The organism is Pseudomonas sp. SZ57 (genome assembly GCF_009495975.1).
GTDB classification, from domain to species: Bacteria; Pseudomonadota; Gammaproteobacteria; order Pseudomonadales; family Pseudomonadaceae; genus Aquipseudomonas; species Aquipseudomonas syringae.
This window is the reverse complement of record NZ_WIBD01000010.1, coordinates 207,849-230,813: the sequence shown is the minus strand read 5'-3', so window position 1 is coordinate 230,813 and position 22,965 is coordinate 207,849. Positions and strand designations below refer to the sequence as shown.

Annotated in this window: 12 protein-coding genes; 8 read left to right on the top strand and 4 right to left on the bottom strand. The window is 63.2% G+C overall.

Annotated elements, in window-relative coordinates:
* Window positions 1-231: 231 nt before the first annotated feature.
* Entirely contained in the window at window positions 232-1,209 is a 978-nt protein-coding gene (locus GE543_RS13385) for a TauD/TfdA family dioxygenase (RefSeq protein WP_024959262.1), read from the bottom strand.
* 296 nt (window positions 1,210-1,505) lie between these two features.
* Between GE543_RS13385 and GE543_RS13380 the strand changes: the two genes are divergently transcribed.
* Genes GE543_RS13380 through GE543_RS13345 form a run of 8 tightly spaced genes read left to right on the top strand, consistent with a single transcriptional unit; the run spans window position 1,506 to window position 7,709 of the window.
* Entirely contained in the window at window positions 1,506-2,729 is a 1,224-nt protein-coding gene (locus GE543_RS13380; RefSeq protein WP_003409769.1) for a PepSY domain-containing protein, read from the top strand.
* Complete coding sequence (locus tag GE543_RS13375) at window positions 2,726-3,271, top strand: hypothetical protein (protein ID WP_003409767.1); 546 nt, start codon at window positions 2,726-2,728, stop codon at window positions 3,269-3,271. Before GE543_RS13380 ends, GE543_RS13375 begins: the two co-directional genes overlap by 4 nt.
* Window positions 3,268-3,600, top strand: coding sequence for a hypothetical protein (locus GE543_RS13370; RefSeq protein ID WP_003406932.1), 333 nt, complete (start codon window positions 3,268-3,270; stop codon window positions 3,598-3,600). The genes GE543_RS13375 and GE543_RS13370 overlap by 4 nt, the downstream gene beginning before the upstream one ends.
* The gene (locus tag GE543_RS13365; RefSeq protein WP_153221626.1) at window positions 3,597-4,163 is read left to right on the top strand and encodes a DUF6162 family protein; all 567 of its coding nucleotides are present in this window, start codon (window positions 3,597-3,599) and stop codon (window positions 4,161-4,163) included. The genes GE543_RS13370 and GE543_RS13365 overlap by 4 nt, the downstream gene beginning before the upstream one ends.
* Window positions 4,164-4,198: 35 nt before the next feature.
* Window positions 4,199-5,131: a metal ABC transporter substrate-binding protein gene (locus tag GE543_RS13360; RefSeq protein WP_046237093.1), complete on the top strand. Its 933-nt coding sequence runs from the start codon at window positions 4,199-4,201 to the stop codon at window positions 5,129-5,131.
* On the top strand, window positions 5,128-5,892 hold the full coding sequence (locus GE543_RS13355; RefSeq protein ID WP_153221625.1) for a metal ABC transporter ATP-binding protein: 765 nt from the start codon (window positions 5,128-5,130) through the stop codon (window positions 5,890-5,892). Before GE543_RS13360 ends, GE543_RS13355 begins: the two co-directional genes overlap by 4 nt.
* Entirely contained in the window at window positions 5,892-6,791 is a 900-nt protein-coding gene (locus GE543_RS13350) for a metal ABC transporter permease (protein WP_153221624.1), read from the top strand. Before GE543_RS13355 ends, GE543_RS13350 begins: the two co-directional genes overlap by 1 nt.
* Entirely contained in the window at window positions 6,792-7,709 is a 918-nt protein-coding gene (locus GE543_RS13345; RefSeq protein ID WP_153221623.1) for a metal ABC transporter solute-binding protein, Zn/Mn family, read from the top strand.
* Window positions 7,710-8,001: 292 nt separating this feature from the next.
* On the opposite strand, the gene GE543_RS13335 is transcribed toward GE543_RS13345, so the two are convergent.
* The 3 genes from GE543_RS13335 to GE543_RS13325 form a co-directional block, all read right to left on the bottom strand.
* Complete coding sequence (locus GE543_RS13335; RefSeq protein WP_003304661.1) at window positions 8,002-8,220, bottom strand: MbtH family protein; 219 nt, start codon at window positions 8,218-8,220, stop codon at window positions 8,002-8,004.
* 80 nt (window positions 8,221-8,300) lie between these two features.
* A complete protein-coding gene (locus GE543_RS13330) occupies window positions 8,301-9,713 on the bottom strand; it encodes an aspartate aminotransferase family protein (protein ID WP_153221622.1) in 1,413 nt (470 codons plus the stop codon).
* A 164-nt stretch (window positions 9,714-9,877) separates the two neighbouring features.
* Entirely contained in the window at window positions 9,878-22,891 is a 13,014-nt protein-coding gene (locus GE543_RS13325; RefSeq protein WP_153221621.1) for a non-ribosomal peptide synthetase, read from the bottom strand.
* Window positions 22,892-22,965 lie beyond the last annotated feature (74 nt).

The following is a 22,965-nucleotide window of genomic DNA, read 5'->3' as shown; positions in this document are numbered from 1 at the left end:
CTAACGTCTTTGTGAGCTATGCGGCTAGCATGGCGTACTGCTATGCTCCCCCCGGATCAGCGCCATGACTCAGCCGTCACTTACGTCGCACTCTGCGTCGTCTGTGCCATCGTGGTTTAAAAGCATCGTGGTTCTGGATGTTTCTGAACTGCGGCGAGCCGTAGATTCGTGATGCAGCGAGTCACGAAAGGCAAAACCACTCAGTGCGTCAGCACGATGATCTGACGGCGTTTACTTATCCGAATGCCCCTGTGCCATGGCGACCACCACTTTGCGTTTGCCGGTGAAGGGTGCGCGGGAGTGGGCGGTGAGCATGTTGTCGAGCATCAGGACGTCGTTTTCCAGCCATGGGAAGCTGACGGTGCATTCGTCGAGTACGCCGCGGATTTCGTCCAGCAGGGTTTCTTCGAGGGGCGAGCCGTCGCCGTAGTAGACGTTGCGCGGCAGGTCTTCTTCGTCCACTACGTCGAGCAGGGTTTCGCGCACTTCCGGTTGCAGGTTGGAGATGTGGAACAGGTGCGCCTGGTTGAACCAGACGGTGTCGTGGGTCACCGGGTGGCGCGATACCGCCTGGCAAATCTGCCGGGTGCGCAGTTCGCCGTCATCTTTCCATTCGCACTCGATGTTGTGCGCCCGGCAGTAGGCTTCGACCACGCGCTCGTCTTCGCTGTTGAACACCTGACTCCATTCCACATCGAGCCCGTTGCCGTAGTTACGCACGTACATCAGTTTCTTTTCGACAAAGCGCTCGCGAATGCGCGCCGGAATGCGTCGGTAGATTTCGCGGCTGTCGGCGATCGGTGTTTCGCCGCCTGTCTGCGCCGCGATCATGCTGTAGAACCAGATCTTCATCGGCCATTCCAGCGTGTAGGCCTGCTCGTTGTGCAGCGGGATGCTCTGGTGCGCCGGGTACTCGGTCGAGGTGTACACACCTTTGGTGACGTTGCTGCGTGGTGTAGAGCCGAACTCGTAGTTGAGCAGCGGATCGCCGAAACCGGCGGCGAACTCGCGAAACGCTTCTGCGCCGCCCACCTCGAAGCCGCGAAACAGAATCCCGCCTGCGCTATACAGGTGCCCGGCGACCAACGGCTTGAGTTCGCCCAGCGCTTCCATCAAGTCCAGACCGGGCTCGGGTGCCTGCACCAGCATCGGCAAGCTGCCCGCCCCTGCCAGCAACGGCCGGATATCCAAACTCAACGCATGACTCATGATGTCTCTCCCTTGATGGCAAAAGCGCCCGAGCCCCTGCGGCCTGGCGCAACACCAATGTCCAGATTGAACGTACTGCGCTGCTGGAAAATTAGCCGGACCGCCCTATTCATGCGGCATGCGGAGCTGTACCGCCGCACCGAAACAATTTTTTGCATTTAAACGCAAAAAATTCCTATAGGAATTCAGTTCTCATTCGTCTTTAACTTAATGCGAGGCTTTTATACCGCCCGCGCGTACAGACAGAGGGGACCGCCCTGCGGCCGCTCCACATCGTGAATCGAGATTGTTTATCCATGTCGAAGAAGTCCCGTTCAAAAATCTGGTTTCTCGTCCACAGCTGGCTGGCCCTGCCGATCTGGTTCTTCGTGCTGATCGTTTGTGTGACCGGCACGCTGGCCGTGGTCAGCAAGGAAATCATGTGGCTGGCCAACCCGGAGATGCGTGACAACCGCCCTTCCGACGATGCCCAGCGCCTGAACTTCGAACAGATTCGCGCAACCATCGAACGCAACCAACCGGACCTGATCGTCGGCACCATCATGCAGCCGGACGGCGACTATTTCGCCTTGAGCGTGTTCATCACCTACCCCGACGGGCGTTCGGTGCCGGCTTACGTCAACCCTTACACCGGAGTGATTCAGGGCATTACTCCTTCGTTCGACTTCCGCCGCTTCACCCGCGCGCTGCACGGCTGGTGGCTGGTGCCGTTTACCAACGGTTATTCGTGGGGCTGGTATCTGGTGTCGATTCTCGGCCTGCCGTTGCTGGCCTCACTGGTGACCGGGCTGGTGGTCTACAAGAAATTCTGGCGCGGCTTTTTCAAGCCCGTGCGTTTCAGCCAGGGCCCGCGCATTTTCTGGGGCGACCTGCATCGCCTCAGCGGCGTCTGGTCGATCTGGTTCATTGCGGTGATTTCCATTACCGGCACGTGGTTTCTGATCCAGGCGATTCTGGGCGACAACCAGATCAGTATTTCCAGCAAATCCCAGGTCGCGTCGATCATCCCGCACAGCGCCGTGCCGCTGACTGCCGACGGCAGACCCGCGCCGACCATCAGCCTGGAGCGTGCCGTGGAAATCGCCAGGGAGCGGATTCCGGGCCTGGAAGCCAGCTTCATCACACCGCCGTTCAATGCCTACAGCAACATGCAGGTGGGTGGACGCAGCTGGTATCCATTGATGTTCCAGACCGCAGAAATCAACCCGTACAGCGGCGAGATTGCCGCCTCGCACCTGCTGTCGGACCGCAACAAGCTGGAGTTCGTCACCGAGTCCATGCGCCCCCTGCACACCGGCGATTTCGGCGGCATCTGGATCAAGCTGATCTGGGCGTTCTTCGGCCTGCTGCTGAGCATGATGGTGCTCAGCGGCCTGTTGATCTGGAGCAAGCGTACTGCACTGGCGACGCTCAACGCCCTCAAGCGTGAAACCCGAACCCGCCCGGCAACGGCCGCTGCAACCCCACGAAACACCTCGCCCTCGCCGCTGGCGACCCGCACCCCGGAGAACAGCCTGTGAGCAAGGCCGCCGCTGTTACACAACCTGCATCGTCACTGAGTCGTTTCTGGCACAAATGGCGCTTCCATATCAACGTGCTGCTGGTGCTGATCCCGCTGGGTTTCATGCCCAAGTACTTTTCCGACAACGCGCTGGATCGTGGCGATCAGGGCCTTGGCCAGCGCGAAGTCGGCGAAATTCAGGTCGGCCCGTGGAGCCTGCGCCTGGCAGAAGACCGCAACGAAGCGCCGCGCCTTTCCGGCCCATCGGGCTACATGAAAAGTTTCAACGCGGCGCTGTGCAACGCCTGCATCGACCGGGTCAAGGCCACTTATCTGCGCATCGGCAAACCGCGCAGCCTGCGCACCGCCGGGGTGATTTTCTTCGGTGGCGGCTACCGCATGAGCGCCTTCATGCAGATCGCGCAAAACACCGATCCCGACGCCGAGCTGTGGATCACCATGGAAGGCTGGGACGGCGCCGTGCATCAGACTTCCATCCCCCTGCAACAGGCTTCGCCCAGCACCGTGGCGTGGCTGAAAAAACAAGGAGCCCAACCATGAGTGCCCGCCCTTCCCTGCGCTGGCTGACGGCCAGTGCCTTGTGCCTGCTTGGCCTGAGCAGCAACGCCCTGGCGCATAACCCGATGTGCGAATGCAAACAGATCGACACCGAGCAGATCCGCTGCACCGGCGGTTTTTCCGACGGCAGTGGTGCGCCGGGTGTGACCCTGGACGTGATCGGCTACGACGAAACCATCCTGGTGCCCGGCAAGCTTGGCGAGGACTCGACAGTAACCTTCAAACGCCCTGCCTCCGAGTTCTACGTGCTGTTCGACGCCGGTCCCGGTCACGTGGTGGAAATCGATCAGGCGGACATCCAGGCCCCATGAGCACACCAACCCGACACATCGTCCGTCCGGCAGGCGCCGGGCATGAAACCCTGTACGTCCTGCTGCTGTGCCTGCTGATCCTTGGCAGCGCTGCCGGCGTGATCAGCCTGCACCGTTATACTCAGGAAACGCACAGCGTCGCCAGCCATCAACTGGACGCACGACGTGACCTGAGCGCTGCGGAACAAGGCATTTACGCCGACCTGCGCGTGACCCTCGACGAAATTCGCCTGCTGGCCAGCGAGCAACAGACGCCAATCACCCCAGAGCAACTGGGCGATGAAGGCTTTGCGCCGTTCGCCAGGGATGCCAGTTCGGTGAGCCGTGGCGACCATGCCTGGCAGATGATCGAGCAGTCCTACTTGGGACTGAGCCGGACGCCGAGAGTGGCCGGTTCGTTTCTGATGCGTGTCGATTCCGGCGAGCAGCGGGACATCTGGATCAACCGTAACGCCTCGCTGGCGGCGGTCAGCGACCTCAGTGACCAGGCCTTGATCGATTCAGGCTGGAAACAGGTCGTCGCGCAATTCGATGCTGGCGTGACCCGTCAGCACCCGCACTGAAACTCCGCATTCCTTTGAAAGAAGACCGCTTGCCCATGCCTATTTCATTCAAACGCCGTCCCTTGCTGCGCGGCCTGCTGACGGGGCTGATGGTCGCCCTGCTGGCACCGTCCAGCTTCGCCGCCGAACCGGCCAAACGCCTGCGCATCGGCATTACCCTGCACCCTTACTACAGCTACGTGAGCAATATTGTCGGCGACAAGGCCGACGTTGTGCCGCTGATCCCGGCGGGCTTCAACCCGCATGCCTATGAGCCGCGCGCCGAGGACATCAAGCGCATCGGTTCGCTGGACGTGATCGTGCTCAACGGCGTTGGCCATGATGATTTTGCCGACCGCATGATCGCCGCCAGTGAAACGCCGAACATCAAGACCATCGAGGCGAACGCCGATGTGCCGTTGCTGGCGGCCACCGGGGTGGCGGCGCGAGGTGCCGGCAAAGTGGTCAACCCGCACACTTTCCTGTCGATCAGTGCGTCCATTGCGCAGGTCAACAATATCGCCCGCGAGCTGGGCAAGCTGGACCCGGACAATGCCAAAACCTATACCGCCAACGCCCGCGCCTACGGCAAGCGCCTGCGCCAGATGCGCGCCGATGCGCTCGCCAAACTGACCAAGGCACCCAATGCCGACCTGCGCGTGGCCACGGTGCATGCCGCCTACGACTACCTGCTGCGCGAATTCGGCCTGGAAGTCACCGCCGTGGTTGAACCAGCGCATGGCATCGAGCCGAGCCCGAGCCAGTTGAAAAAAACCATCGACCAACTGCGTGAGCTGGACGTGAAGGTGATCTTCTCGGAGATGGATTTCCCGTCCACCTACGTCGAGACCATTCAGCGTGAATCCGGGGTTCGGCTGTACCCGCTGTCGCATATTTCCTATGGCGAATACACCGCCGACAAATACGAAAAGGAGATGGCCGGCAACCTGGACACGGTGGTACGGGCCATTCAGGAGTCGGGCGCATGACGGCTGCACAGCAACTCGATATCGTCAGCCAGGGGCCGGGCATCGAATTCAAGCAGGTCAGCCTGACCCTCGGGCGCACCACGATTCTCGATCAGGTTCACTTCAATGTGCGCGCCGGCAGCGTACACGCACTGGTCGGCCCGAACGGCGGTGGCAAAAGCTCGCTGATCAAGACCCTGCTCGGGCAGACACCGCATCAGGGCCAATTGAGCCTGCTGTGGCCTGCAGCTCCAGGACTTATCGGCTATGTACCGCAGGCGCTGGAGTTCGACCGTGGCCTGCCGATGACCGTCGACGATTTCATGGCGGCCATGTGTCAGCGACGCCCGGCGTTTTTGGGCTTGTCGAAGCACTACGCGGCAGCGATTGGCGAGGCGCTGGAACGGGTCGGCATGCAGGACAAGCGCAAACGGCGCATGGGTGCGCTGTCCGGTGGCGAACGGCAGCGCGTGCTGCTGGCGCAGGGGCTGATTCCTGCGCCGCAATTGCTGGTGCTGGATGAGCCGATGTCGGCGCTGGATGAGGCGGGTATTCAGGTGTTCGAGCGGTTGTTGGGTGACTGGCGCCGAAGCGGGGTCACGGTCCTGTGGATCGAGCATGACCTGGATGCCGTCAGGCGTCTGGCCGATCAGGTAACAGGGCTCAACCGCCGCATCCTGTTCGATGAACCGGCCGCCACTGCGCTGACCCCGGAGCGGCTGCTGACCCTGTTTTCCGCGCACCCGCGCACGACGGATAGCAGCGCCGGGAGGATCGTGTAATGAATTACGAAACATTTCGCCTGTTCATTCAGGGCCTCGCCTCGTCCGGTTATCTGCCCGAGGCGCTGGCCTATGGTTTCGTGGTCAACGCCCTGCTCGCCGGGCTGTTGATCGGGCCGGTGCTGGGCGGTCTGGGCACGCTGGTGGTGGTCAAGCGCTTCGCGTTTTTCTCCGAAGCTGTGGGCCATGCGGCACTGACCGGGGTGGCGATCGGCATTCTGCTCGGCGAACCCTACACCGGCCCCTATGGCGCCCTGTTCGGCTATTGCCTGCTGTTCGGCATCGTCCTCAATTACCTGCGCAACCGCACCGGGCTGGCACCGGACACGTTGATCGGCGTGTTCCTGTCGGTCTCCCTGGCACTGGGCGCGAGCCTGTTGCTGGTGCTGGCCGGCAAGATCAACGTGCACATTCTGGAAAACGTGCTGTTCGGCTCGGTGCTGACCGTCAACGGCAACGACCTGCTGGTGCTGCTGATCGTCGGTTCGCTGGTCATGGGCCTGAGCCTGCCGCTGTACAACCGCATCATGCTGGCCAGCTTCAACCCGCAACTGGCGGCTGTGCGCGGCGTGGCGGTGAAGACGCTGGATTACCTGTTCGTGATTCTGGTGACGCTGATCACGGTCGCGGCGGTGAAAGTCATCGGCGCAATTCTGGTCGGTGCGTTGCTGGTGATTCCGGCGGCGGCCGCACGCCTGTTGAGCCAGTCGCTCAAGGGCTTTTTCTGGATTTCAGTGGCCATTGCGACGCTCAGCACCCTGTGCGGCATACTGCTGCCCATCGTCTTCGACCTGCCTGTGCCGTCCGGCGCGGCAATCATTCTGGTGGCGGGCATGGCGTTCGCCCTCGCCGCCATCGCTCGCGGCACGCTGCCGAGCCTGAAAGGGAATATTGGATAAATGCCTACGTTACGTACTCTGACCCTCGCGCTGATCATGACCGGCCTGTTCAGCAACAGCCTGCAGGCGGCCGAGAGCAAAGCCGACAGTCCGCAACCGGTGCGAGTGCTGGCCAGCCTGCCGATTACCTATGGCCTGGGCGAGATACTGCTCAAGGACAGCGGTGTGGTGCTGCAGCGGGCTGCAGCGGCCAACCTGCCGGGCTCGCGTCAGACGGCGTATTTCACCGGGCGTGGTGCCGATGCCTTGCGCGGGCTGGCGAACAACGCCGACGCGGTGATCGGCTTGCGCTCGATCTGGGCCGATGACCCGCTTTACCCCAATGCACGGCGCAGCAATATTCGTATCGTCGAGATCGACGCCGCACGGCCGGTGGACGGCAGCTTGCCGGGCATCGCCGTACAGCCGGGTCAGGGCACTGACGGATTGAACAGTCAGCCGTGGCTGGCGAGCAATAACATGGGCCGTATGGCCGATGTGCTGGCAGCAGATCTGGTGCGCCTGGCACCGGCCGCCAAACCGAAAATCGAGGCCAACCTGGCGGCGTTCAAGCAGCAGCTACTCAAGCTCAGCGCCAGCAGCGAGGCAGCGCTGGCCGGTGCCGATAATTTGAGTGTGGTGAGCCTGTCGGATCGCTTCAGCTATTTGATCAGCGGGCTGAATCTGGAACTGATCGACACTCAGGCGCTGACGGACGAGCAATGGACGCCGGAAGCCTTGAGCAAATTGAGCGCGACCCTGAAGGATAACGACGTGGCCTTGGTGCTCGATCACCGCCAGCCACCCGCGCCGGTCAAGACCGCCATTGAAGCGGCTGGTAGCAAGCTGTTGGTGCTGGGGATCGATGGCGCTGCCCCGCTGGCGGAATTGCAGGGGGATATTCAGGGAATTATCGGGGTGCTGGCTGGTAAGGAGTGAGATTATCGTTCGGCACGCTCCAGCGTGGGAATGCAGGTCGCGACGCTCTGCGTCGCAGAGAGGACGCGGAGCGTCCGGAACGGCATGACGACGCGGAGCGTCGCACGATAATGAGTTGTCCGTGCAGACCGACACAGTGCTTCAGCACGATAGTTGAAATTATCGTTCCGCACGCTCCAGCGTGGGAATGCAGTTCTCGACGCTCTGCGTCGCAAAGAGGACGCAGAGCGTCCGGAAAGGCATGCGACGCGGAGCGTCGCACGATAATCGAAGTATCCGTCCAGACCGTCAATCAGGCCGTCTGCGCTTCCATTTTCTGGCGCAGGCTCAGGGGGCGCATGTCGGTCCAGACTTCTTCGATATAGGCCAGGCATTCTTTCTTGAAGCCGCTTTTGCCCACGGTGCGCCAGCCGTTGGGGATCGCCTTGTAGTCGGGCCAGATGGAATACTGTTCTTCGTGGTTGACTACAACTTGAAAGACGATGTCTTCCCGATCGAATACTGAAGTCATTGCTGCTCTCCATTGTGTTCAGGGCTGCCGTGCCAATTCATGGCAGCTATAGGGATTGAACGTATCACTACGTCGAAAAATTAAACCTGGGCGACAGCGGCGTTCAGCGCACGACCAAAGATCTCTGCCACTTCGTCGATCTGCTCGGCGGTGATGATCAGCGGTGGCAGAAAACGTACCACGCTGGCATGTCGACCGCCCAGCTCCAGGATCAGCCCGCGCTTGAGGCATTCACGCTGGATCAGTGGGGCCAGACGCGCAAATAGCGGCGGATGACCCTGTGCATCACGCGCACCGGATGGGTCGACCAGCTCGACACCGAGCATCAGGCCGCGCCCGCGAATATCGCCCAGTTGCGGGAAGTCACGCTGCAAGGCACGCAGATGCCCGGACAGCCGCGCGCCCATGGCTGTCGCGTGTTCGCAAATGGAGTGCTCCTGAAGATAGCGCATGACGGCAGAACCGGTAGCCATGGCCATCTGATTGCCGCGAAAGGTCCCGGCGTGTGCGCCCGGCAGCCAGGTGTCCAGCCATGAACGATAGACCACTACCGCCAGTGGCAGACTGCCGCCGATGGCTTTGGACATGACCACCACGTCCGGGATGATCCCGGCGTGCTCGAAGCCAAACATCTTGCCGGTGCGCGCGAAACCGCTCTGGATTTCATCGACGATCAGCGCCACGCCGGCCTTTTCGGTGATGCGCCGCACGCCGCGCAGCCAGTCCAGATCAGCAGGGATGACTCCGCCCTCGCCCTGCACCACTTCAAGAATGACCGCTGCGGGCAATTGCACGCCAGCTTCCGGGTCGTTTAGCAGGTTTTCCAGGTAATGCAGGTTGGCGCGCACGCCCTGTTCACCGCCAAGCCCGAATGGGCAACGGTAATCATAGGGGTACGGCAGAAACTGCACGCCTGTGCCGAGCAATGCACCCAGCGGCTTTTTCGGCCCCAGGCTGCCCATCAGGCTCAATGCGCCCTGGCTCATGCCGTGATAACCGCCCTGAAATGACAAGACCGTGCTGCGTCCGGTAGCGGTACGCACCAGCTTCAACGCGGCTTCCACCGCATCGGTGCCGGTCGGGCCACAGAACTGAATCTTCGCGTCGTCGGCCAGCGCTGGCGGCAGCAGGCCGAACAGGTCCTGAACGAACTGGTCTTTGACCGGCGTGGTGAGGTCCAGGGTGTGCAGCGGCAACTCGTCGGCGATCACTTGCTGGATCGCTTCGATAATCACTGGATGGTTATGCCCGAGCGCCAGGGTGCCCGCGCCTGCCAGGCAATCGATGAAGCGCCGCCCTTCGACGTCCTCGACGTGAATACCCTTGGCGCGTTTGAGCGCCAGCGGTATGCGCCGCGGGTAGCTGCGAGCATTGGACTCCTGGCGACTCTGTCGGGCCAGCAGTGGCGATTCGTCGAACTGGTAGAGCGTCTCAGCCGCAGCCGGGGCAACCCGTGTCGGCTGATCATCGATAAACCTGGTAGCGACTGACATCTGTGCAACCCTCAATACGCGGCTTGAATGACCTGAAGCATGGGCGTTGGCGCATGCCGCTTCAGGTATGTGTTCGTTGCTTTGAAAACGCGCCAGCGAGCCGCGGATTTACACCTGCCAACGAGTTTTTTATCCGCAGCCCCGGCGCCCCGACGAGAGGCTGATCAGAGCCCTTCCAGTTCCGCCATCAAGTCCGCCAGACGGTCGAATTTCTGCTCGTCGACCTGTGCTCCGCCAAGGCTTTCCAGATACTGCGCCAACGCCTGAACGGTGTTGAACTCGAACATTGCCCGCAACGGCACGTTACGCTGCAAGCGCTTCTGCGCACGGGTCACCACCTGGGTCGCGAGCAGCGAGTGCCCGCCCAGCTCGAAGAAGTTGTCGGTAATGCCCACGCGCTCGACCTTGAGCACATCGGCCCAGATCGTCGCCAGCTGCTGCTCCATTTCGGTCTGTGGCGCCAGGTAATCCTGCTGCGCCAGGCTGACGTCCGGCTCAGGCAGGGCCTTGCGGTCCAGCTTGCCGTTCGGGGTCAGCGGCATGGCCTCCAGCAGCACCAGATGCGTCGGCACCATGTAGTCCGGCAGGCTGGCCTTGAGGTGGTTTTTCACCTCGCCACGCAAGGCCTCGTGATCCTGCGCTGCGGAGCGCGGCACCAGGTAGGCCGCCAGTACCTTGCCCAATGGGCCGTCGACGTCCAGCACCACGGACTCACGGATGGCCGGATGCTCCAGCAGACGGGTTTCGATTTCGCCCAGCTCGATGCGATAGCCACGAATCTTCACCTGATGATCGACCCGGCCGACGTACTCCAGCACGCCGTCCTTGCGCCGCCGCGCCAGGTCACCGGTGCGGTACAGACGCTCGCCCGGCGCACCGAGCGGATGCGGCACGAACACCGGCACGGTGCGCCGCGGATCAGCGACATAACCGCGACCGACGCCGGCTCCGGCTACGCACAGCTCACCGACCGCACCCAGCGGCACGAGGTCCAGCGCATCGTCGAGCAGGTACAGACGATTGTTGTCGGTCGGCGAACCGATCGGCAGATAGGCGCTGCGAGTGGACTGCACATCGACCCGGAAGAACGCCACATCATCGGAACACTCGGCCGGACCATAGGCATTCACCAGGCCGATCTGCGGGTAACGTTGCAGCCACTGGCTGGCCAGTTCCGGCGGCATGGCTTCACCGGTCGGCAGCATCCAGCGCAGGCCGTCGAGCGCTGCCTGCGGTTCGGCGAGCAGGCCGTTGATCAGCGACGGCACGCTTTCCAGCACGCTGATGTGCTGTGCCTGAACATGCGCCAACAGCGCCTGCGGGTCACGAGCGATGTCGTTCGGCACGATGTCCACCCGAGCACCAAACAGCGGCGCGGCGAGGAACTGCCAGACCGAAATGTCGAAACTCTGCGAGGCGGTCTGGGCGATCACATCGCGTTCGCTCAGGCTCAGGTAAGGCACCTTGCTCAACTGGTTATTGAGCATGCCGCGCTGCTCGACCATCACGCCCTTCGGCAGCCCGGTGGAGCCTGAGGTGAAGATCACATAAGCGAGGTTGTCCGGCGCGCTGTAGCGACCAGGGTTGTGCTGCGCGGAAACGCTCTGCTGCACGTTTTCCCAGACCCGCAACTGCGGTCTGCTCGACTCAGGCAGCGCATCAAGTAACGCCCTGCCCTGTTCCAGACACTCAGCGCCGCACACCAGCAGCGGCGTGGCGCTCTGGTCGATGATGCCGCTCAGACGCGAGTTCGGCAGCGCCGGGTCCAGCGGCAGGTAACCGGCACCGGCCTTGAAGCTGCCGATGATCATGCCGAGCAGTTCAACGCCGCGCTCGGCCAGCAAGGCAACCGGCTGATCGAAACCGACACCAGCCTCGATCAGGGCATGGCCCAGACGGTTGCTGGCGATATTCAGCGCGGCATAGCTGAGCTGGCGTTCCAGGCAACTGACCGCAATGCGCTCCGGATGCGCCGCGACCTGCGCTTCGAACAGTTCGACATAGCTTTTATCCAGCGGGTAAGCATGGTCGCTCTGATTGCAGCCGTCGATCAGGAAAGCGCGTTCCCGCTCACTGACCAGCGCCAATTCGGCCATGTCGCCATGAAAGCCTTCGACCAGCGCCAGCAGCAGGCGCTTGAACTCACCGAGCATGCTCTGCACGGTGGATTCGTCGAAATAGCGCTGGTCGTAGGACAGGTGCAGGCCCAGGTCATCGCCCGGATAGCAGACTGCAGTCAGCGGGTAGTTGGTGTGGGTGCGACCGGAATCCGAGGTGGCATTCAGGCTTTGCGCACGGTCCAGCACCGAAACCTCGACCGGCGCGTTCTCGAACACGAACAGGCTGTCGAACAGTGGCTGGCCCTTGGGCAGCTCGCTGTTTTCCTGAATGGTCACCAGCGGCAGGTATTCGTACTCGCGCAGTTGCATGTTGCTGTCCAGCAACTGGCCGAGCCACTGGCGAACGCTGCAACGCTGGTCGTCAGCCGGCATGCCGACACGCAGGGCGATGGTGTTGATGAACAAGCCGACCGTGCGCTGCATCTGCGGCAGTTCCACCGGCCGCCCGGCCACGGTAACGCCGAACACCACGTCGCGATCACCGCTCATGCGCCGCAGGGTCAGCGCCCACGCCGCTTGGGCGAAGGTGTTGACGGTCAGTTGATGCTGCTGCGCCAGTTCGCGCAGTTGCGCACCGTCGCGTTGATCGAGACGAGTGTAGCAGTCGCCCACCACCATGCCACCGCTGTCGCCGGCATGTTCACGCAGGAACGGCCGGTCGCTGGGGATCGGCGTGGGCCGCTCGAAGCCGCGCAGGTTGTCTCGCCACCAGTCACGCGCCTGCGTCAGGCCACGGCGTTGTAGCCAGCCGATGTAGTCCCGATAGCGCGGTGCGGGGGCCAGTTGCGCATCGCGACCTTCGCCCAGCGCGGTGTAGATGTCGAAGAAGTCGTTCATCAGCAGCGAGCGGCACCAGGCATCGATCAGGATGTGGTGGTTGCTCATCATGAACCAGTAGCGCGCCTCGTCGACGCGGATCAGGCGCAGGTGGAACGGCGGCTGATCGAGCAGCGCGAAACCGGCCTCGCGCTCGGACTTGAGCAGGGCCTGCAAACGCGGCTCCTGCTGCTCCGCCGGCACGTCACGCCAGTCCAGATACTCGATTGGCGTGCTACCCGGTTTGTGAATGACCTGCAGCATGGTCTCGCCGATGTTCCAGCAGAACGAGGCACGCAGCGCTTCGTGACGGGCGATGACCGCTTGCCAGGCCTGGGCGAAACGCTGCGGGTCCAGCGCGCTGTCGATGCGGTAGCGGTCCTGCATGTAATACAGCCCGGTGCCCGGCTCGAGCAGGGTGTGCAGCAGCATGCCCTCCTGCATCGGGGTCAGCGGGTAGACGTCCTCGATGTGGCTTGGCGGAACCGGCAGCGCGTCGAGCTGCGCCTGATCCAGAGCAGCCAGCGGGAAGTCCGACGGCGTCAAGCCGCCGCTGCCATCGGCCAGGCAATGGGCAATCAGCGCCTGCAGGCAGGCCAGGTAATCCTGCGCCAGCGCTTCGATGGCAGCGGGTTCATAGCGCTCGGCACTGAAAGTCCAGCGCAGCAATAACTCGCCGCCATACACCTGACTGTCGATGCTGAGTTCGTTGGGCAGCGGCGCCTGCGGATCGTGGGCCGCGCCTGGCGACTCTTCCAGCGGGCGGAACAGCGCGTCGTCAGCGAAGCTCTGATCAAACTGGCCGAGGTAGTTGAAGGTGATCGGCGCCACCGGCAGTGCCTGCATGGCAGCCTTGCTGGCACTGTCGGCCAGGTAGCGCAGCACGCCATAGCCCAGCCCCTTGTGCGGCACCTGGCGCAGCTGCTCCTTGATCGCCTTGATCGAGTCGCCCGGTGCCGAATCGGCAGCCGGCGCTGGCGTCAGGCGCAGCGGATAGGCGCTGGTGAACCAGCCCACCGTGCGGGTCAGGTCGATGTCATCGAACAGGTTTTCACGGCCGTGACCTTCAAGCTGGATCAGGGTCGACGGCTGCCCGTTCCAACGGCAGACCACCTGTGCCAGCGCGGTCAGCAGCAGGTCGTTGACCTGGGTTCGGTAGGCACTCGGCGCCTGTTGCAGCAATTGCCGGGTACGTTCGGCATCCAGGCGCACGCTGACCGTCTGCGCATGACAATTCTGCCGACCGCCCTGCGGGTTATGGCACGGCAGACTCGTCGCAGGACCGCCCAGCTGGCGCTGCCACAGGTGCAGCTCTTCACGTAACGATTCATTGCCTGCGTAGGCCTGCAGACGTGCCGCCCAGTCGCGGAAGGCGCTGGTCTTCGCCGCAAAGCGCACCGGCGCGGCTTCGCTTAATTGACGATAAGCAGTTTGCAGATCGTCGAGCAGCACACGCCACGACACGCCGTCGACTACCAGGTGATGAATGACCATCAGCAACCGTTGCTGACCCTGCGGCCCGTCGACCAGCAAGGCGCGCAGCAGCGGACCGTTTTGCAGGTCGAGACTGCGCTGGGTGTCAGCGTACAAGGCTGCGCATTCGGCCATGTCGCTGACCTGCGCCTGAATCAACAGGGTGGTGTCGGCGGACACTGCGCGGTGTTCTGCCTGCCACGTGCCCTCATGCTCGGTGAAACTCAGGCGCAGGGCATCGTGTTGCTCGAGCAGCGCACGCAACGCCTGCTCAAGGACGTTCGGGTCCAGCGCGCTGAGCGGCTCCAGCAGCAACGACTGATTCCAGTGCTCACGCTTGGGGATCGGCGTGTCGAAGAACCAGTGTTGAATCGGCGTCAGGCCGCAAGCACCGTCAAGCTGGCCCTGCTCGGCCTGAATCAGCTCGCGAGTGGTCGCCACGGCGGCCAGGGTCTGCACGGTCTGGTGCTGGAACAAATCACGCGGGCTGAAATGTATACCTAGCTGACGCGCACGGCTGACCACCTGAATCGACAGGATCGAGTCGCCGCCCAGCTCGAAGAAGTTATCGTTGAGGCCGACTTTTTCCACGTTCAACACCGCACACCAGATTGCCGCCAACTGTTGCTCCAGCTCACTGGCGGGCGCTACGTAGTGTTGACGATTGAGCTCCGGGTCTGGTGCAGGCAAGGCACGGCGGTCGAGTTTGCCGTTGGCGGTCAGTGGCATGCTGTCGAGCAGAATCAGGTGGGTCGGCACCATGTAGTCCGGCAGTTGCGTCTTGAGGTGCGACTTGAGCGTTTCACGCAATTGCGCCTGCTGCTCGTCGCCCTGCCCGGCCAAGTCGCTGACCAGATAGCCCGCCAGCTGCTTGCCCGACGGCGTGTCCAGCGCCAGCACGATGGCTTCGCGAACGGCTTCGTGCTCCAGCAAGCGGGTTTCGATTTCACCCAGCTCGATGCGGAAGCCGCGAATCTTCACCTGATGGTCGATACGCCCCAGGTATTCCACCAAACCGTCGGCGCGCTGGCGCACCAGATCGCCGGTGCGATATAGACGTCCGCCATCGCTGGCGAATGGATCGGCCACGAAGCGTTCGGCAGTCATGCCGGGGCGCTGGTGATAGCCCTGCGCCAGGCCCGCTCCGCCGATGTACAGCTCGCCGCTCGCGCCCTGGGGCACCAGCGCCAGATCGGCGTCGAGAATGTACGCCACCCTTGCACCGACCACGCGACCGATCGGCACGCTGGCTTCGCCCTCCTCCAGTTGCTGCGGGGCCAGGCTGGCCAGCGGCATGACCACGGTTTCGGTCGGGCCGTAGGCATTGAATAACAGCTCGGGCTGGAACACCGCACGGATGCGTTGCAGGTGTTCGCCGGTCAGCGCTTCGCCGCCGGTGATGCACATGCGCACCGGCAGGGTCTGGCCCTGGGTCGCCAGCCACTGCGCCAACTGGCTGCCGTAACTGGGCGTGAAGCCGAGAATATTGACCTGCTGCTGACGAATCAGCGTGCAGATTTCTTCGGCGTCCCACTGCCCCTGAGCACGCAGCACCACACGCGCACCGCTGAGCAAGGGCACCAGCAGACGCTCGGTAGCGGCATCGAAATTGATCGAGTAGAAATGCAGCTCACAGTCGTCAGGGCGCATGTCGAAGCGTCGGATCACCGCCTGGCAATGCATGGCAATTTCACCATGGGACACCACCACGCCCTTGGGTTTGCCGGTCGAGCCGGAGGTGTAAATCAGGTACGCCTGATGCTGCGGCAGGCTGATGAACGGCAGCTCATCGGACGAGAAAGACACCAGCGAAGGCTGATCGTCTTCCAGGCACCAACGGGCAACACCGTCAGGCAACTCGCCCAATGCGGCAAACAGGGCACTATCGCTCAGCAGCAGCCCGACGCCGCTGTCTTCGATCATGTAGTGCAGGCGTTCCAGCGGGTATTCCGGGTCAAGCGGCACGTAGGCACCACCGGCCTTGAGGATCGCCAGCAGGCCGACGACCATGTCCAGCGAACGCGGCAGCGCCAGACCAACGCGAACCTGCGGGCCGACGCCGCGTTCGCGAAGCATCCAGGCCAGTTGATTGGCCTTGGCGTCCAGCTCGGCGTAGCTGAGAGTTTGCCCGGCGAAGGTCAGCGCCGGCGCGTCTGCCCGCCGTTGTGCCTGTTCGGCGAACAGGCTGTGAATGCACTGGTCGAGCCGTTGATCACCCGCTTCGACGCCGAGGCTGTCGAGCAGTTTCTGACGCTCTGTGTCCTGCAGCAGCGGCAATTCACTCAGGCGTTGTTGTGGATCAGCGAGCAGCGCCTGCAGCAGGTTAAGCCAGTGCTCGGCCATCTGCGCGATGCGCGGTTCGTCGAACAGATCGGTGCTGTAGGTCAGACAGCAACCCAGACGGTGGTCCAGTTCGGTGACTTCCAGATTGAGGTCGAACTTGGTGGCTCGCGCATCGTTGACCAGGTACTCGACAGTCATGCCCGCCAGTTCGCGGCTTTGCTGGAACTCCCAGCGTTGCACGTTGCACATCACCTGAAACAGCGGGTTGTAGGCTGCGCTGCGTGGCGGTTGCAGGGCTTCGACCAGATGATCGAACGGCAGGTCCTGATGCGACTGGCCTTCGATCACCGTGTGGCGAACCTGTTCGAACAACTGGGCGACGCTCATCTGCCCGTCAAGCTGCACGCGCAGCACCTGGGTATTGAGGAACGCGCCGATCAGCCCTTCGCTTTCCGGACGAATGCGGTTGGCCACCGGTGCGCCGATGCGCAAGTCGTTCTGGCCGCTGTAGCGGTAGAGCAATACCGCCAGGGTGGCGGTCATGGTCATGAACAGGGTCAGGCCGTTGCAGGCATTGAATGCACGAACTTTCGCGGCCAGGTCGGCGTTCAGGTCGAAGCGATACAGTTCGCCCTGATGGCTTTGCACCGGCGGACGCGGTCGGTCCGCAGGCAGCTCCAGCAATGGGTGCTCGTTGCCCAGCTGCGCGGTCCAGTAATCGAGCTGGCGCTGGCGTTCGCCGGCTTCCATCCACTGCCGCTGCCAGACGCTGTAATCCAGATAGTGAACCGCCAGTGGTTCCAGCGGCGAAGGTCGTCCCTCGAGGAAGGCCTCATAAAGCTGCCCCAGTTCGCGGGCGAAAATGTCCATCGCCCAGCCTTCGGTGACGATGTGGTGCAGGGTCAGGACGAAGTAATGCTCAAGGTCGCTTGACCTGACCAGACACGCGCGCAGCAACGGTCCGGTTTCCAGATCGAAGGGCTGGTGCGCCTCGCTGTCGGCCAGTGCCTGAATGCGTTGCTGACGAGCCTCGGCGGGCAACGCAGAATAATCCTGCCACTGCACGCGCAGGCCGGACTGCTCGCTGACCTGCTGGCACGCTACGCCGTTGACGCTCGGGAACGTGGTGCGCAGGGTTTCGTGGCGCAGGATCAAGGCTTGTAGCGCTGCCTCGAAGCACTCGATATTCAACACGCCTTTCAGGCGCGCCATGCCGCCGACGTTGTAGGCCGGGCTGTCCGGTTCCATCTGCCAGAGGAACCACATGCGCTGCTGGGAGTAGGACAACGGCACCGGCTGGCTGCGGTCGACACGGGCAATCGGTTGCAGGCTGCTGCGTGCGCCGGACTGCTGAATGGCCTCAACCTGTTCGGCAAACGCGCCCAGTTCGCTGGCTTCGAACAGCGTCCGTAACGGCAGGTCGATGTCGCACGCCTGACGCACGCGGGAAATGATTTGCGTGGCCAGCAACGAATGCCCGCCCAGTTCGAAGAAATCATCGCGCAGGCCGACACGCGGCACGCCCAGCACCTGTCGCCAGACAGCGGCGATCTGTTTTTGCAGATCCGTCTGCGGCTCGACGTGTTCGCGAGTCTGCCATTGTGGCTCGGGCAAGGCGCGGCGGTCCAGCTTGCCGCTCGGGCTCAGGGGCATGCTGTCGAGGCGCACCAGTTGCGCCGGGACCATGTAATCCGGCAGTTCCAGGGCCAGTGCCGACTTGATCCGCTCGGCCTCGAGGTTCTGCCCCGCTTCGGCGGTGTAGTAACCGATCAGTTGCGGCCCGGCAGCGGTTTCACGCAGCAGCACGGCTGCCTGGCCTACGCCTGGCTGGGCCAGCAAACGGGCTTCGATCTCTTGTGGTTCGACGCGGAAACCGCGCAGTTTGACCTGCTGATCCAGACGACCGAGGTATTCCAGCGCGCCATCGGCGGCCCAGCGTACCAGGTCCCCGGTGCGATACAGACGCTCACCCGCTTGCCCCAGCGGATCGGCGACAAAGCGCTCGGCAGTCAACCCGGGACGCCTCAGATAACCACGCGCCAGACCGATGCCGCCGATGCACAGCTCCCCGGCCACCCCGCGTGGCAGCGGATTCAGTTCGCTGTCCAGCACGCGGCACAGCACATTGCCCAATGGACGGCCGATCGGCGAGCGCAGGCCGTCGCTGATCCGGCACTGCCAGTGGGTGACGTTGATCGCGGTTTCAGTCGGGCCATAGCGGTTGTGCAGCTGTACGCCGGGCAGTTGCTCGAGCACCCGGTTGCGCAGCTCGCCGGGCAATGCTTCGCCGCCGGAGAACAGACGGCGCAGGCTGCTGCACTGTTGCGCCAGCGGCTCATCGATGAACAGTTGCAGCAGCGGCGGCACGAAGTGCAGCGTGGTGACCGAATACGTATTGATCAACTGCGCGATGCGCTGCGGGTCGCGGTGTTCGCCAGGGCCTGCCAGCAGCAGACGGCAGCCGGTGATCAGTGGCCAGAAGCACTCCCACACCGAGACGTCGAAGCTGATCGGTGCCTTCTGCATCAGCACGTCGCTTTCATCCAGTGCGTAGGTGTCCTGCATCCATTGCAGGCGCTCGGCCAGGGCCGCGTGAGTGTTGCCGACGCCTTTGGGCTGACCAGTCGAGCCGGAGGTGTAAATCACGTACGCCAGGTTGTCGCCGTGCAGATTCAGGCGCGGCGCACTGACCGGCCAGTTGTCCAGGTGCAGCGTATCCATGGCGACGGTGCACACGCCTTCGGCGCTCGGCAGGTCGCCCAGCAGATGGCTCTGGGTCAACAGCAGTTCGACCCCGCTGTCTTGCAGCATGTAGGCGAGTCGATCCATCGGATAGTCCGGGTCCAGCGGCACATAGGCCCCGCCCGCCTTTAGGATCGCCAGCAGCCCGATCAACAGCTGCGGCGAACGCTCGGCGGCGATCGCCACCTTGATGTCCGGACCAACGCCCTTGTCGCGCAGGTAATGCGCCAGGCGGTTGGCCTGCGCGTGCAGGCTGGCGAAGTCGAGGCTGCCGCCCTCCCACACCAGTGCGATACGTTCCGGGGTCTGCCGCGCCTGGCGGTCCAGCCGTTCAGGCAACCACAGCGTGGCCGGCGTGCAAGGCGCGGCGCTCCATTGCGCCTGTTGCTCCTGCTCCTCGGCGCTGAGCAGTTGCACATCACCCAGCGCGAGCTGGGCCTGCTGGCTGACCTGCGTCAGCAGACGTACATAGTGCCGAGCCATGGCCACGATGGTGTCGTTCTCGAACAGTTCGTCAGCGTAATCGAAGGACAGCGTCAGGCGGCCGTTGCGGTCCTCCTCGCTATGCAGTTGCAGATCGAACTTGGCCTCGCGGCTGTGCCACGGCAGCTCTTCGGCCAGCAGCCCCGGCAGACGACGCAGCGCGCCGAGGTCGCGTTGCTGGTGGTTGAACATGACTTGAAACAGACCGTGCTCGCGCGCCTGCGGAAACGCTTCGACCAGTTGCTCGAACGGCACGTCCTGATGGGCCTGGGCTTCAAGCGCCGCCTGCCGGGTCTGGGCCAGCAGGGTCGAGAATGGCAGACGCGGGTCCAGCTCTGCGCGCAGCACCAGGGTGTTGATGAAGAAGCCGATCAGGCCCTGGGTTTCATGGCGTGGCCGATTGGCGCCGGGCACACCGATGCGAATGTCGGCTTGCCCGCTGTAACGATGCAACAGAGTCTGGAACCCCGCCAGCAAGAACATGAACGACGTCGATTGCCAGGCTTGCGCGGTGTTGCGCACGGCGGCGCTCAGTTCGGCAGTCAAGCGCAGGCTGTAGCGCGAAGCGCTGTGCTGCTGGCGGGCCGAACGCGGATGGTCGGTGCTCAACGTCAGAACTGGCTGTTCATCACCCAGTTGCTGCTGCCAGTAAGCCAGCTGGCGCTCGGCCTCGCCGTTCGCCAGCCATTCGCGCTGCCATTGGCCGTAATCGGCGTAACGCAGCGGCAACGGTGCCAGCTCCAGCGTCTGGCCCTGAACAGCCGAGGCATAGAGGCGCGAGAACTCGTCGATCAGCACATTCAGCGACCAGCCATCGGCAATGATGTGGTGCAGCGTGACCAGCAATTGATGCTCTTCTTCGTCCAGTTGCAGCAACGTGACGCGCAGCAACGGGCCGTGTTGCAGATCGAACGGCAAGCGCGCCTGCTGTTCGCGAATCACCACGGCCCGTGCCTGACGCTCAGCGCTCGGCAGATCGCTGATATCGAGTGTGTCGAGGTGAAATTCACTCGGCGCATCGATACGTTGCAGGGCCACGCCGTCCTGTTCGTAGAAGCGCGTACGCAGCGATTCATGGCGCTCGATAAGGCGCTGGAAGCTGGTGCGCAACGCAGTGCTGTCCAGTTCACCGCGCAGATGGAGCCCGCCGGGAATGTTGTAGGCGCTGCTGTGCGGATCGAGCTGCCAGAGGAACCACAGGCGGTTCTGGGCCATGGACTGTGGCAGATGCTCATTGCCGGGCAATCGCGCGATGGCGCTCTGCGTCTGGCTGTCGCCTTGCGATGCGGCGGTCTGCAACGCTTCGACCTGTGCCGCGAAGGCCGCCAGTGTCGGCGCTTCGAAGAGCAGTCGCAGGTTCAGGTCGATCCCCAGCGTTTCGCGCAGGCGGGCCACGACCTGGGTCGCGATGATCGAGTTGCCGCCCAGCAGGAAGAAATGGTCGTCGGCACTGACCTGCTCGCACTGCAACTGCTCGCACCAGACTGTGGCGATCTGCGCTTGCAGGTCCGAGCCGCTGCTTGGGGCACAGCCTGAAAGAGTGGCATCGCTCGCAGGAAACACCGCGTAGCTGTCCAGGCTGCCGTCGGCCAGACGCGTGCGGCAGGCCGAGCGCTGCAACTTGCCGCTGGAGGTCTTGGGCAGCGCGCCCGGATTGAGCAGCACCACGACACTCGGCGCTTCCTGAAACGCCTCGGCCACGGTCTGGCGGATGATTTTGATCAACGCGTCCGGCGTGAGGGTTTTCTGCACGCTGCGACTGATTTCAGCAGCAATGCCGATGCCTTCGCTACCGTCCTGAGTGACGGCAAATGCCGCCACCCGGCCTTTGCGCACGACATCCACCTCGCTCTCGATGAGCTTTTCGATGTCCTGCGGGTACAGGTTTTGGCCACGAACGATCAGCATGTCCTTCAGGCGGCCGGTGATGTACAGCTCGCCGTGACGCTGAAACCCCAGGTCGCCGGTGCGCAGCCAGGTCTGCCCGGCGTGCTGCACGAACGCCTTGGCGGTGGCTTCAGGGTTGCGCCAGTAACCATGAGCGATGCTCGGCCCGCTGGCCCAGACTTCGCCAACCTGATTTTCGTCGAGCACCTGCAGGCTGATCGGGTCGGCGATCAGCACGCCATGCTCTGGCTGGCCCGTGCCGCAGCTCATGACCGGCAGACCGTCGCCCGGTTCTACGACATTGCGCGCCAGCGCCTGCGCGTCCAGGCGCAACGATGGAATACCCTTGCCGCGCTTGCCTCCGGCCACATACAGCGTCGCTTCGGCCAGGCCGTAGGACGCCATGAAGCTGTCAGGCGTGAAGCCGCAACTGGCGAACTTCTCGGCAAATGCTCTCAGGCTGTCTTCGCGAATCGGCTCGGAGCCCGAATACGCCACGCGCCAGCGACTCAGGTCCAGACGCTCCAGCGCCGAATCGCTGACCCGTGCGCTGCACAGCTGGTAGGCGAAGTCAGGCCCGCCGCTGATGGTGCCGCCGTATTCACTGATGGCTTCCAGCCAGCGCAACGGCCGGGCGAGGAAGTACGCGGGGGCCATCAGGATGCACGGGACGCCGCTGAAAATCGGCTGCAACAAGCCGCCGATCAGGCCCATGTCGTGGTACAGCGGCAGCCAGCTGACAATCACGTCGTTCGGGTTGACGTCGATGCCGAAGCCGTGGCGGATCAATGACTCGTTGGCGACCAGATTGCCATGCGTGACCTGCACGCCCTTGGGCAGTGCGGTCGAGCCCGAGGTGTATTGCAGGAATGCGATGTCGTCGGCCTGCAGCTGCGGGCCCTGCCAGTCTTGTGCCGGGGCAGCAGGCAACGTGTCGACACAGAGCAATGGCGGTGCATCGGCGGCGCACAGCTCGTCCATCTGCAGCAAGGCCGGCTGCAAATCGGAGCCGGTCAGCAGCAGACGCGGCTCGGCATCGGCGATGATCGACAGCAGTCGCTCCTGGTGATGGCGACGATTGGATTCCGGCGGATAAGCCGGCACGGCAATGACCCCGGCATACAGGCAGCCGAAGAACGCCGCGACATAGTCCGGCCCACTATGGAACAGCAGAATCGCCCGATCTCCCGGCACGGCCTGACGTTGCAGCGCAGCAGCGATGGTCCGCGCGCGCAGGTCCAGATCACGGTAGGTCAACACCAGGCCCTGGTCTTTCTCATCGGTGAGAAAACGCAGCGCCAGCCGATCCGGCGTGTGCAAGGCGCGACGCTGAAGAGCCTGAGCCAGAGTGTCGGGGAGTTCAAACGCATCCATGATGGGGTTCCTGCTAGATTCGGCGTGCCAGATAAAATCTGAATTTCAAAAAAGACGCGCGCCCTGCAAGGAGG